The sequence below is a fragment of the Thermophagus xiamenensis genome, from assembly GCF_900112795.1.
Classification (GTDB): Bacteria; Bacteroidota; Bacteroidia; order Bacteroidales; family Marinilabiliaceae; genus Thermophagus; species Thermophagus xiamenensis.
This window is the reverse complement of sequence record NZ_FONA01000013.1, coordinates 1-13,084: the sequence shown is the minus strand read 5'-3', so window position 1 is coordinate 13,084 and position 13,084 is coordinate 1. Positions and strand designations below refer to the sequence as shown.

The 13,084-nt window shown below is 38.7% G+C and carries 10 protein-coding genes; 8 read left to right on the top strand and 2 right to left on the bottom strand.

The window, feature by feature from the left end:
* Positions 1–69: 69 nt before the first annotated feature.
* A complete protein-coding gene (locus BM130_RS09095; RefSeq protein ID WP_010528124.1) occupies positions 70–1,083 on the bottom strand; it encodes an L-rhamnose/proton symporter RhaT in 1,014 nt (337 codons plus the stop codon).
* Positions 1,084–1,549: 466 nt separating this feature from the next.
* Between BM130_RS09095 and BM130_RS09090 the strand changes: the two genes are divergently transcribed.
* Complete coding sequence (locus BM130_RS09090) at positions 1,550–2,416, top strand: AraC family transcriptional regulator (protein WP_010528125.1); 867 nt, start codon at positions 1,550–1,552, stop codon at positions 2,414–2,416.
* A gap of 8 nt (positions 2,417–2,424) precedes the next feature.
* Here the strand turns inward: BM130_RS09090 and BM130_RS09085 are convergent, their stop codons facing one another.
* On the bottom strand, positions 2,425–3,141 hold the full coding sequence (locus BM130_RS09085; protein WP_138956913.1) for a GntR family transcriptional regulator: 717 nt from the start codon (positions 3,139–3,141) through the stop codon (positions 2,425–2,427).
* A 525-nt stretch (positions 3,142–3,666) separates the two neighbouring features.
* Between BM130_RS09085 and BM130_RS09080 the strand changes: the two genes are divergently transcribed.
* The 7 genes from BM130_RS09080 to BM130_RS09050 all read left to right on the top strand — a co-directional run.
* Positions 3,667–4,983, top strand: coding sequence for a dihydrolipoamide acetyltransferase family protein (locus BM130_RS09080; protein ID WP_029626661.1), 1,317 nt, complete (start codon positions 3,667–3,669; stop codon positions 4,981–4,983).
* Positions 4,984–5,119: 136 nt separating this feature from the next.
* Positions 5,120–7,588, top strand: a complete 2,469-nt coding sequence (locus tag BM130_RS09075; RefSeq protein WP_010528128.1) for an alpha-ketoacid dehydrogenase subunit alpha/beta — start codon at positions 5,120–5,122, stop codon at positions 7,586–7,588.
* Between the two features lie 72 nt (positions 7,589–7,660).
* Positions 7,661–8,881 (top strand): PHP domain-containing protein, encoded by a 1,221-nt coding sequence (locus BM130_RS09070; protein ID WP_074964359.1) that lies wholly within the window; start codon positions 7,661–7,663, stop codon positions 8,879–8,881.
* A 282-nt stretch (positions 8,882–9,163) separates the two neighbouring features.
* Positions 9,164–10,303 (top strand): SDR family NAD(P)-dependent oxidoreductase, encoded by a 1,140-nt coding sequence (locus tag BM130_RS09065; RefSeq protein WP_010528130.1) that lies wholly within the window; start codon positions 9,164–9,166, stop codon positions 10,301–10,303.
* Between the two features lie 188 nt (positions 10,304–10,491).
* Positions 10,492–11,769, top strand: coding sequence for a zinc-binding dehydrogenase (locus BM130_RS09060; protein ID WP_010528131.1), 1,278 nt, complete (start codon positions 10,492–10,494; stop codon positions 11,767–11,769).
* A 71-nt stretch (positions 11,770–11,840) separates the two neighbouring features.
* Positions 11,841–12,506: a transaldolase family protein gene (locus BM130_RS09055; RefSeq protein ID WP_010528132.1), complete on the top strand. Its 666-nt coding sequence runs from the start codon at positions 11,841–11,843 to the stop codon at positions 12,504–12,506.
* 184 nt (positions 12,507–12,690) lie between these two features.
* Positions 12,691–13,084 (top strand): transposase (locus BM130_RS09050; protein WP_074964356.1); only part of this gene is annotated, 394 nt, incomplete at its 3' end.

Below are 13,084 nucleotides of genomic sequence, written 5' to 3'. Positions count from 1 at the left end.
CAAACCGTTTATTTTCCCGATCTGCCACAACGCTTACCTTCAGGGTTAATTATTTGTATTCGATTAAAACTATAAACTCACAACGAAAGTAGATGCAATAAGTACAATAATCCCAGCCACTAAGACCCACATTGTTTTTCGGCTAGCACCTTTCCACTCTTTCAGAATAATTCCCCAAATATTGCTAAAAGAAATGTTTAAAGCCATTAAAATACTCCATCCAAAAACAGCAATATCCTCAGGGAGTTTGCTTTGTCCCATGCCCAGGAAATGAAACTGTAGAAACCAGAGAAATCCGGCCAGAAAGGTAAAGAACAGGTTGTTAAAAAATATATGTAGTCCGGACCCAAAATAGTCACGATAAGTTTTCTTTTTTATATTTAAATATACACAATACACAGCATTGGTCAAAAATCCCCCCCAAAGAATAAAGACAAGAGAAGGGTTCTTGAGAAACAAGGGATTCGTTCCGTAAGAACGAGTAAGCTCCTCAATAGGTTTGGCAGCTTCAAGCCCATAGTTAAAGCAGGCACTCATAACACCTGCCAGGACGGCAATCAAAATTCCCTTCTTTAAAGCGAACTCAGCAACGGCTGCCTTTCGCTGTTCCTCGGACATGGTTTTATTTTTCAATGACCCGGCATAACCAATAATGGCAATGCCTGCCACACAAATTCCAACTCCCAAAACCAAAATCAATGACAAAGATTCGTCGGGATTAACCAGGGGTGGCACTAATGTACCAAAAGCAGCGGTTAGACCAAGAGCAAGACTTTGTCCCAAAGCAACCCCCAAATAACGAATAGAAAGACCAAAAGTGAGGCCTCCAATTCCCCATAAAATACCAAATAAAATGGCCAACATTTTGGGTTTTGTCGGAGCATTAGCCAACACCTCGAAAAGTGCGTTATCAGGAACTGTGAGCCAGGCGAACAAAAAAGGTACCAGTAGCCAGGCAGCAAAACCTTGCATAATCCAATAACTTTCCCAAGACCAAACTTTCACCTTTTTAAAGGGAACGTAAAAACTGGCAGCTCCAATACTACCAATGGCAATTAGAAGAATTCCTTGAATTGCATTCATAATCAAGAACCAAATAAAAGATTAAAAACATTAAACAATTCTCAAAAGTATTTAAACCCCAAAAACCAATCAATACACAAACTGGCATTTGAGTTAACTAATTTGACACTTGTTTATAAATTACAATTCTTTAAGTTAAAATCATCACAGAGAAAAACAAACATGCCGGAAATTACCAATTCATATTAATGTCCAATAAGATAAAAGATAAAATAAAGATTGCATCCTCTCAACACTGGTTAATTTTTCCAAAATAACGATTCAGAAACCAAAACAACAGCCATGAATATCAGGTTTTAAATCAAATCAATAACACTCTTGCCAGGTTAAACAATAAATTTTAACTTCCCGGAAATAGCTCATTTTCAATAATTACTTTAAAAAAACACAAGTATTGGGTATTACAAATAATTCACTATTTTTACCATCCTAAAACATTTATTAAAAAAAACATAAAGGGGCCATTATGGAGGATTTCTTTAAATATCTTACTACTAACCAAGAAGATAAGGAATGGGGCATTTCCTTCAATGTAGTAGGATGTGCCACCGTTAAACCTGGAGCCATATACCCTTCACCTGAACACCCGACAGGTTATTTTTTTCAATGGGAAAATGGCAGGATTCTTTCCGAATACCAAATTAATTACATTACAGAAGGGAAAGGTATACTGGAAACAAAATCAGGGAAATTTCATATTAATTCGGGAACGATCATGCTCATAAAGCCGGGAATGTGGCATCGCTACCGACCGGAAAGAAAAACCGGTTGGACAGAACATTATATTGGTATTGAAGGGGATATAGTAGAAAGACTATTCAAAAACCCGATACTAAACTCTAAAACACCAATAATAGAGTGCGGATTAAAAGAAAGTTTTATTGATTGTTATTATAAGATTTTTGAATTAGCTCAGAAGGAACGACCAGGATTTCAGTTAATTTCATCCGGGATAGCGATCAGGTTGTTAGGCTCTTTGGTTTCTTACGTAAAAAATCGTCATTTTAAAGGAACAGCACTTGAATTAGCTATGGAAAATGCCAAATTCATAATTCGGGAAAATGTAGATAAAGAAATAAATTTCAAAGAGCTAGCTTCCTCTTTAAACCTCGGGTATTCCTACTTTAGGAAGATGTTCAAAAAACACACGGGAGTATCACCGGGTCAATACCATTTACACCTTCGATTAATGAGGGCGAAAGAGTTATTATTGTCTACTGATATGTCCATAAAGGAAGTAGCCTATGAAACAGGTTTTGAATCGACACATTATTTCAGCCGCTTATACAAAAATAAAATGGGCGTTCCCCCTTCTGAAGTCAGGAAAAAGTAAATGCCACATTAAAACACCCCATATAAAGAAAAATCACTGGTGTTGCAATACATAAACGAAAAAAAGCTAAAATTGATTCTATTGGTTTCCAGTTTTCGAGAAAGATAAAGAACCGGCTGACCGGTGCGAATATTTAAATATTCACAAATTTTTTCATCAACAGCTTCAATTGCTTTAAGATATTGTTCTCCACCCTTTATTTCTAACTGATAGTTTTGACGAAGAAGATCAAACAGAGATTTATTGTCTAAATTCCGTGAAGTAAACCTAGGCAAATTGATGTTAGGCAAATAAGTCTGTTCATAAAATATTGGATGATCGTTAACAAATCGAACTCTCTCAAAATAAATACAGCCTACTGTCTTAAATTCATCGCTCAATGCAAAAAAGAAATCCGAAGGCCAATTTTGAACGCGGGGACGAACTACTGTAGTCGTTTTTAAATTTTTCTTTCCTATAGCTGTAGTGGTTCCTGCAATCGACAAAATACCAATTCCTTTAGGTAATTTATGAACAATACTTCCCAGCCCTTGCTGCTTCTTTATAAAACCTTCGTGAGCTAATAAATCCAACGCTTTTCGAACCGTTGGACGAGTTAAATTATGAAGGGCACACAACTCATTTTCTGATGGTAACAAATCGCCCTCTTTATAAATCCCGTCAACAATTCCTTTACGGAGCTGCTCATACAACCGTCTGTAATGCGGAACTGATTTCTCTTCCATAACGATTTTCATTCTGTATTTCCTACAAATTTAGAATTATTTTAAAAAATAAGGAAAATCCTGAATATATATATTTAACTTCTTGTATTTACAATTGAATTAACCTGGACTGCTCAATCAAATAAACCAACTATATTTCAACACACAAATCACCTTTCTAAATATTTTCACATTGATAACCTAAAGAAGCTAATTTACTAAAACATACAAAATCCAAAATAAAAAATAATATTTGCATATTATCAGGCAATATCCAATACTTTTATAAAACACCCATTTTACATATAAGAAACTAAGACACCATTTCTTAAGTGTTATTTCAGAACCCAAAACGTTAACGAAACCAATATCCAAAACAGTTTTAAAACAGCTCCCGCATCAAGCCCAACTCCTTACAATCAATTAATCCACTGAATATCAATATACCTAAAACACTTCACAAATAATCATTCATTTTATTGTTCAAAAATTGCATTTTGACAAAACTTCTTTATATTTGCACTTGTATTTACAAGTTAAAATATTATGGCAATACCGATTATCATGCCCAGGCAAGGTCAATCTGTTGAGACTTGTATTCTCACAGCACTCTTAAAAAAGCCTGGGGACACAGTTAGTAAAGGAGATATACTTTTCGAATACGAAACAGACAAAGCTTCCTTTGAAGAAGAAGCCCCGGAAGACGGAGTATTTTTGGGCGCCTTTTTTAATGAAGGAGATGAAATTCCTGTTTTAGAAACAGTTTGTGTTATCGGACAGGAAGGTGAAGACATTTCTTCGTTTGCACCAAAGTCCGGAACACAACCTGCTGTTTCTAACGATGAAGCACCTTCTACCTCCGACACTCCGACTGACGTATCCGCGCAGGAAAACAATCTTTCTCAAAAAGAAGTTGGATCGGACCATGTAATCCGAATTTCGCCACGGGCCAGAAAAAAAGCTAAACTGGAAAATGTTCCTATCCATGAACTGTCAGGCAGTGGTCCCAATGGCCGTATCCTAGATAAGGATGTAGAGGAATGGTTAAAAAGGAACAGAACAAAAACTGCTACCAGGCAACCCTCACATGCAACTCAGCAAACAACTCAGTCAACTTCTGTAACATCATCGCAACCAACAGTTTCGCCATCTGCAGGTACAGCAGGACTTTCTAATGATGATTTCGAAATCAAGCCGATGACTAACATTAGAAAAATTATTGCAAAAGCAATGTATAACTCATTGCAGTCATCAGCTCAATTAACACACCATTTGAGTGCTGATGCCAGGTCGCTGTTAGCTTGTAGGAAAAAGGCCAAAGAGTTGAATCTGGACCTTACCATCAACGATTTTATTTGCTTTGCTGTGGTTAAAGCTCTTAAAAAATATCCGCAGGTAAATGCACACCTGATAAATGATCAAATTAAACAATTTAAAGGTGTACACCTTGGAATAGCAGTGGATACCGAGAGAGGATTGATGGTTCCGGCAGTAAAAAATGCCGACGACTTTAACATCAATGGTCTGTCAAGAAAAATGCACGAATTAGCCTCGGCCTGTCGAAAAGGGAGTGTTGATCCTGACCTAATTGCACCCGAAGCAGCTTCCTTTACAGTATCAAATTTGGGTAACTACGGCGTGGAAATGTTTACGCCGGTAATCAATTTGCCACAAGTAGCCATTCTTGGCGTCAACACCATAATTTACAGGCCCAAACCTCTGGAGGATGGAAATTTGGCTATTATACCCCATTTGGGATTAAGTCTTACCTATGACCATAGGGCTTTAGATGGTGGCGAAGCAACACGCTTTGTTAAAGAAGTAGCCAACCAAATTGAAGCATTAAAACCCGACCAAATTTAATCCAGACAAACAACTAAATTTATGAGTTCTCAAAGCACCAACCCCTTACCTTGATCAAAGTTTAAATAAAAATAGTTGCCTGCCTTGATCTTAAAATCATAGTTGGCAATAAGACAACAATAAAAAATTTTCGATTATGCCGAAAAATCTATTCATAGATCCTGAACAGGTTCGAAAAAGCAATAAAATAAAATTCAAAGACATTCCTGTCAATCAATACCATCGCTCATTAAGTGAAGAAAGAAAAAATTTCAGCGATGACGACCTCAAACGCATTTATCACGATATGCGTTTGATTCGTGAATTCGAACAAATGTTGAATTTAATTAAAACAACAGGGGAATATCATGGCATAAAATATAACCATCCCGGTCCCGCTCACCTTTCCATTGGCCAGGAAGCAGCAGCGGTGGGTATGGCTTATACTTTGACTGTGGATGATTTTATCTTTGGCTCGCACCGCAGTCATGGTGAGATCCTGGCTAAAGGATTAAGTGCCATCCATCAGCTAAATGATGACGATCTTATGGATGTTATGGAAAATTTCTTCGATGGCACAATTCTTAAGATTGTGCAAAAAAATCACAAAGGCAATGTTAAATCCTTGGCCAAACGCTTTCTGGTGTACGGTACGCTTGCCGAAATTTTTGCAAGAGAAACCGGCTTCAACAAAGGCCTTGGAGGTAGCATGCACGCCTTCTTTATCCCCTTTGGTGTATATCCCAATAACGCCATTGTGGGTGGAAGTGCCGATATCTCAGTAGGTGCAGCTCTATTTAAAAAAGTAAACCGTAAACCCGGCATTGTAGTAGCCAATATAGGTGATGCTGCCATGGCTTGTGGCCCGGTTTGGGAAGCCATATCATTTGCTACCATGGACCAATTTTCTAAACTTTGGCCTGAAGACTTAAAAGGCGGGCTGCCCCTAGTCATTAACATCATGAATAATCAATATGGCATGGGCGGACAGACCTGTGGCGAAACAATGGGGTATGAAATAGCGGCACGCATAGGTGCTGGCGTAAATGCCGACCAAATGCATGCAGAACGGGTAGATGGATACAATCCTCTGGCCGTTATCGATGCCTACAAACGCAAAAGAAAAATTCTGGAAGAAAAGAAAGGTCCGGTTCTTCTCGATGTGTTAACTTACCGCTTCAGTGGCCACAGTCCTTCTGACGCCTCTTCATATCGTAGTAAAGAAGAAATCGAAGCCTGGCAAAAGCAAGATTGTATATACACTTATGCCAATGAACTGAACAAGGAAAACATCTGTTCCAAAAAAGAACTAGAAGAGATAAATTCTGAGATCCAGGCCTTAATCAAAGAAATGTTGGAATTAAGTATCGATGATTCTACCTCGCCGAGGATGGATCTGGAGTCTGATCCCGACAAAATTGGCACCATGATGTTTTCCAACGGATCGGTAGACAAAATGGAAGACCGCGAACCGGAAGTTTTAATGCCTTTAGTAGAAAATCCACGCGTTAAACAAATAGCTCGAAAAGAACGGTTTGCTTTTGATGCAAATGGCAAACCATATTCAAAAATGAAACAATATCAATTACGTGATGGCATTTTCGAAGCTATTATAGATCGCTTTTACAAAGATCCGACACTTATTGCTTTCGGCGAAGAAAACAGAGATTGGGGTGGTGCTTTTGCCGTTTATAGAGGATTAACGGAAGCTTTACCCTATCATCGATTATTTAATGCACCTATTGCCGAAGGCGCCATTGTGGGTGTCGCCATAGGTTATGCCATGTGTGGTGGCAGAGCTCTGCCGGAAATCATGTACTGCGACTTCCTGGGACGAAGTGGTGATGAAGTTTTCAACCAACTCCCCAAATGGCAGGCTATGAGTGGTAATGTTCTTAAAATACCCGTTGTGCTGAGAGTCTCAGTGGGCAGCAAATACGGAGCCCAACACTCTCAAGACTGGACCTCGTTAGTGGCTCATATTCCCGGATTAAAAGTGGTATTTCCGGCAACACCATACGATGCCAAAGGATTAATGAATAGTGCCCTGCAAGGAACCGATCCGGTAATCTTTTTCGAAAGCCAGCGCATATACGATGCAGGTGAACAGTTCCATGAAGGTGGAGTTCCTGAAGATTATTATGAAATTCCGTTAGGAGAACCCGACATTAAAAAATCGGGCAACGATATCACCATCCTAACTGTTGGGGCAACTCTTTACAGAGCATTAGAGGCAGCCAAAATTCTCGATGAAAAATACAACTTCTCGGCTGAAATAATTGATGCCCGTTCTTTGGTTCCTTTCAATTACGAACCGGTAATTGAATCTGTAAAAAAGACCGGAAGGATAATTATTACCGGAGATGCCAATAGCAGGGGATCTTTCTTAAATGATTTTGCAAGAAATATTAGTGATTTGGCTTTCGACTACTTAGATGCCCCACCGGTGGTGGTTGGCTCTCGCAATTGGATCACCCCCGCCCACGAATTGGAAGAAAGCTTCTTCCCACAACCACATTGGATCATAGATGCCATTCACCAAAAAATTGTTCCGTTAAATGGGCATAAACCCAAAGAACGATTTGATGAAAATACAATGATTCAAAGACATAAAGAGGGAGTTTGAAAATAAAAACGTTAGCCTTATACACTTTAAAATTTGTTCAATTTAGTTAGTTTGGAGGATAATAAATTGAAAATGGATTATTGGACAAAATTTCCGGCACCTGATTCGTTGGAAGAACAATCATTGAAGATTGAAAAACCTGAAAAAGGCCATTTGCCTTTAATAAACGGTCATCTTCATACACCTTATTCTTTCAGTGCTTTTGCTTCGGCCGAACAAGCTATTGACTTGGCGGCAAAAGAAAACATAAAAGTTGCCGGGATTAATGATTTCAATACTGTTAATGGCTATGCCGATTGGGCCAAAGCTTGCCTGGCCCACGGCATAGCCCCGCTTTTTAACATTGAAATGATCGGTCTCAATACCGAAGATCAGGCTCAAAATTTAAGGGTTAATGACCCTTCTAACCCTGGACGAACCTACATTAGCGGTAAAGGATTATCAACCAACCCTTTACCCGACGATGTGAAAAATTGGTTAAATATTGCAGTAAACAAAAGCAATGGGCAATGTGAAAAGATGACTCAATTGTTAAACAATCATCTTAAAGCAAATAAGGCGCCTTTTGTGCTTAACTTTAATGAAATATATGAGCAATTAACATTAGGACAAGTTCGGGAACGACATATTGCCCGAGCTTTACGACTTAAGGTAGAAGAAACATTCCCCTCAGAGCAGGAACAAATGCATTTCTATAAACAAATCACGGGTGAAGAGATATCTGTTTCCGACCCCGCAATAGTTGAAAATACGCTTAGAGGTGCTTTATTAAAGGCCGGAGGTCCCGCCTTCATAGCTGAAGATCCCAACGCTTTCGCAGATGTGGATACCATCAGAAATCTAATTTTAAAAGCCAAAGGTATTCCTACTTATCCGTTTTTAGGCGATGCTTTAAATGGTAAATGCACCGATTTTGAAGAAGAGCTCGAGATTACCATGAAAAAGCTCAATGAGAGAGGTTTTTATTCAGTAGAATTCATCACAACCCGTAACAGTTTAAGTTATCTTGAAGAAACAGTTCCTAAGCTTTGGAACAACGGCTTCTTGGTCACCTTTGGAACCGAGCATAATACCGCGGCCATGGAACCCTTAGTACCTAAAGCAAAAGGGGGTGTTGCCCTATCTGAAAATTTGCTATGGATTAATTTTCAAAGTGTCTCAATCATCCTTGCACACCAATATCTTACAGCAAAAACAGGTTATGGTTGGTTAGATCCTACATCCGGAATACCAAACATGGAAAATAAGGATAAATTCATCAAAATTGGATGGTCCATAATCAACTCGGCTTAATAGCATTAGTTATTGAAAATTATTAATTATTGTATTTCCCTGGCATCTTTATCTTTTCAACCAAAGAAAAGGTGCCGGGAGTTTTTAATTTTATGTATATAGATGATCATCAACATCCTTAACAGGAGGATGGTTTAATTAAAATTGACTCACTTTCATTTTCTGTAACGTACTATTTTCATAAATCCCCATAAATTTTAATCAAATGCCTGTGAGTTATTCAAGGGGAGTTATAAAACATTAAAAAAGAAGAGATTCAAACATTTAAATTCTAATTCAATTATGAATCAACTTTATAAAATTATAGCAGCCATTAGGATGAAAGCCAGTAGCGATATTCTTGCTACCGCGCAATTTTTCCCTGATAAAAATATTTCCACTAAAAGCCAGGCTATTGCTGCAGGTTGGCCAGCCCAAATAATTACAGAAATAAGCCCGAATATTACCCTGGATGAATTAAAAACCCTGACCATTGCTTCATCCCCCAATATGGTTGTCATCCCAAATGAGGGGTATATACTGGCGGCCCCATCTGCCCGTGACATTGAAAAAATAATCACCTCTAAATCAACCAATGATGATTATTCTTTACCTGAAGGACGAATGGCCGGAAAAACGGTAATTGTTACCGGCGCCGCTCAAGGATTTGGGCAAGGCATTGCCGAATCGTTTTTCCAGGAAGGAGCCAACGTAGTGATTGCCGACCTGAACGACGTCAAAGGCACCCAACTGGTCAATCAATTAAACAAAGAAAATCGCGCTAACAAAGCATTTTTTGTTAAATGTGACGTCTCAAACGCCGCTTCCGTCGAGGAAATGGTCAATTTATCTATTATTCGCTTTGGAGGTATTGATACCCTCATCAGCAATGCCGGAATTCTCAGAGCCGGCGGTCTGGACGAAATGGAACCATCCGTCTTTGAATTAATGACCAAAGTAAATTATAATGGTTTCTTCCACTGTGCCAAGGCAGGTGCTGCCATCATGAAGGTTCAAACGAAAATGAAATCCAACTATTTTGCCGATATCATCCAAATCAACTCAAAGTCTGGATTAAAAGGAAGCAATAAAAATTTTGCTTATGCAGGCGCCAAATTCGGAGGAATTGGACTCACCCAATCATTCGCGCTGGAATTAATGCCTAACCGAATTAAGGTTAATGCCATTTGTCCGGGTAATTTTTTTGAAGGACCGCTATGGAGCGACCCGGAAAAAGGATTGTTTATTCAATATCTCAATGCAGGAAAAGTACCGGGTGCAAAATCCATCGAAGATGTAAAAAAACATTATGAATCTCAGGTGCCGGCAGGACGAGGTTGCAGAGTCATAGATGTTGTCCGGGCAATTTTCTATGCCATTGAACAAGAATATGAAACAGGGCAGGCTATCCCCGTTACTGGTGGACAAAACATGTTATCATAGGCGGACATAAATAGACTATTTTACATTAAGTTAAACCCTAACCCTACCATTTTTAGCAGCTCGTTACATAGATGATATAAACAATTAAATCCAGCATAACCTAACCGGCAAGAACAAGTGTAATATTTTCCCGACCATATGGTTAGCAAGTTATATTACAATCGATCAACCATTCAAAACAGGAAATCATGAAAACAACAGCAGTAAGACTATACGGAAAAAAAGATCTTAGATTAGAAACCTTTGAATTACCACCCTTAAAAGATGATGAAATACTGGCCAAAGTGGTTTCAGACAGCATCTGTATGTCGTCTTATAAAGCCGCACAACAGGGAACCGACCATAAAAGAATTCCCAATGATGTAGCCGAGAAGCCTATTATTATTGGCCATGAATTTGCCGGTGAAATTATAGAGGTGGGTGACAAATGGAAAGACAAATTTAAACCCGGTCAAAAATATTCCATTCAACCGGCCATATATTACGAAGATGGACCAGTAGGGGTACTCAGTGCTCCCGGATATTCTTATCCTTATATTGGTGGTGATGCAACTTATGTAATTATTCCCAAAGATGTTCTTAAACAAGATTGTTTACTTGTATACGACGGCCCCGGTTATTATCCCGCATCATTATCAGAGCCATTGAGCTGTGTTATTGGAGCTATGCATGCAAATTATCATACCATTCCCGGCTCATATGAACATAAAATGGAAATTGTAGATGGAGGGAAAATGGCTATTTTGGCCGGTGTGGGTCCCATGGGTCTGGCTGCCATCAATTACGTCATTAATCGTAAAGATCGAAAACCTTCTTTATTAGTGGTTACAGACATAGATCAGGCACGCCTCGACCGCGCCGCAGAAATTTATCCTGTAGAATTGGCTAAAGCTAAAGGCATAGAGCTCATTTACTTAAATACCGGGAATGTAAATGATCCGGTTAAGGCGCTTCAGGAAAAGGTGGATGGAAAAGGTTATGACGATGTATTTGTATTTGCGCCTGTTCCGGCGGTTATCGAGCAAGCCGATGGCATCCTGGGCTTTGATGGCTGTTTAAACTTCTTTGCCGGTCCTTCAGATCCTAATCTTAAAGCTAAAATGAATTTCTACAATGTGCATTATGCCTACACGCATGTGGTTGGAACTTCCGGAGGTAACATGAACGATATGAAAGAGGCTTTGCAAATCATGAGTGAAGGCCTGGACCCCGCCGGATTGGTAACTCATGTAGGAGGACTCAATTCCGTGCCGGAAACAACTTTAAACTTACCCAACATACCGGGTGGTAAAAAACTTATTTACACGCATATTGATATGCCCCTCACCCCTATTTCCGAATTTGCCCAAAAAGGCGAAAAAGATCCTTTCTTTGCCAAACTAGCTGAATTAGTAGCCGCAAATAAAGGACTATGGTCAGTTGAGGCTGAAGAATTCCTTTTAAAAAATGCGCCCAAAAGAATTTAATTTCCGGGGAAAATATTACCCTTTCAAAATTATTAATTGCACCTTTGCACCCAGAAAAAATCAATTGTAACATGTACTATTTAGCCGATACTGCAAACATTGAAGAAATTGAAAAATTATTGTATTATTTCCCTTTAGAAGGCGTAACTACTAATCCTACCATTTTAGCTGCCGAAAACAAAAAATTATCTCAAATCCTTCCGGAATTGATAAACCTGGTCGAAGGAAAAATGTTACATGTCCAGATGATCAGCAATAAGGCAGAAAGGATGGTGGATGAGGCAAAAAAATACAGAGAAATTGTAGCGGATAAATGCGACTTTTATGCTAAAATTCCAATTTCTAAAGAAGGTTTCCGAGCCATTCCTTTATTAAAAAAGGAAGGGATAAAAGTTACAGCGACAGCCATTTTTACTCACTTACAAGCCTTAGTCGCTGCACGTGCCGGTGCTGATTTTGTGGCTCCTTACGTCAACCGGCTTGATAATATATCTTCACACGGTATTGAAGTGGTTGGGCATATCGTAAAAAGTTTTAATGATTTCAGTTTACCAACAAAAGTACTTGCTGCCAGCTTTAAAACTGTTGACCAGGTACATCGTGTCACACTTACAGGCTGCTATTCGGCAACTATTAGCTATGAATTATTAGAACGTCTCAGAAGTCATCCCATGACAGATACTAGTGTGGCAACTTTTACTAAAGATGGAGAAGATTTATATGACATCCCATTTTAATTTTTTAATGTCGTTATAAAATCTTTTGCACTTATTGATTTACCTGTTAATTACCAATATATAGGGAAATTCCGAAATACTCTATTTCTTTGATGGAAAAGCTATTATCACTATCTTTGAGCAAACAAAAAACCCCGAAATTAGGCACATTTGCCTAAAAACGGGGTTCAAAATTTTACTAGTAGTGGTAAAGGTACAAAGAATTCCGAATTTTCAAGCGACACTTCCGTTATTTTCTGTTGAAGATAATTTTCATTTTCTATACAATCAGTTTTTACAAACTGACCTTGGAAAGATATACACAGCCATTCCGTGGGACGATCTGGTACGAATATTTAAGTTGCGGGAAAACAAGAAAGGACCGGCCAGTATATTTTCCCCCCGAGGGAAAATAGCGTTAATGTTTCTTAAACATTATTCGGGCTGTTCAGATAAAAGGCTGATAGAGCAGTTCAATGGAAATATCTATTATCAATTTTTTTGCCAGACCTTTCTTGAGAAAGGCGAGTATATAAAAAACTACAAGATAGTAAGCCAAATCCGTTGTGAGATATCGAAAAAACTGGATATCAAGGAAA

Bases quoted from the DNA above. Each gene is read 5' to 3' on its own strand.
- BM130_RS09095 (WP_010528124.1), bottom strand. From the start codon at position 1,083: ATGAATGCAATTCAAGGAATTCTTCTAATTGCCATTGGTAGTATTGGA.
- BM130_RS09090 (WP_010528125.1), top strand. From the start codon at position 1,550: ATGGAGGATTTCTTTAAATATCTTACTACTAACCAAGAAGATAAGGAA.
- BM130_RS09085 (WP_138956913.1), bottom strand. From the start codon at position 3,141: ATGGAAGAGAAATCAGTTCCGCATTACAGACGGTTGTATGAGCAGCTC.
- BM130_RS09080 (WP_029626661.1), top strand. From the start codon at position 3,667: ATGGCAATACCGATTATCATGCCCAGGCAAGGTCAATCTGTTGAGACT.
- BM130_RS09075 (WP_010528128.1), top strand. From the start codon at position 5,120: ATGCCGAAAAATCTATTCATAGATCCTGAACAGGTTCGAAAAAGCAAT.
- BM130_RS09070 (WP_074964359.1), top strand. From the start codon at position 7,661: ATGGATTATTGGACAAAATTTCCGGCACCTGATTCGTTGGAAGAACAA.
- BM130_RS09065 (WP_010528130.1), top strand. From the start codon at position 9,164: ATGAATCAACTTTATAAAATTATAGCAGCCATTAGGATGAAAGCCAGT.
- BM130_RS09060 (WP_010528131.1), top strand. From the start codon at position 10,492: ATGAAAACAACAGCAGTAAGACTATACGGAAAAAAAGATCTTAGATTA.
- BM130_RS09055 (WP_010528132.1), top strand. From the start codon at position 11,841: ATGTACTATTTAGCCGATACTGCAAACATTGAAGAAATTGAAAAATTA.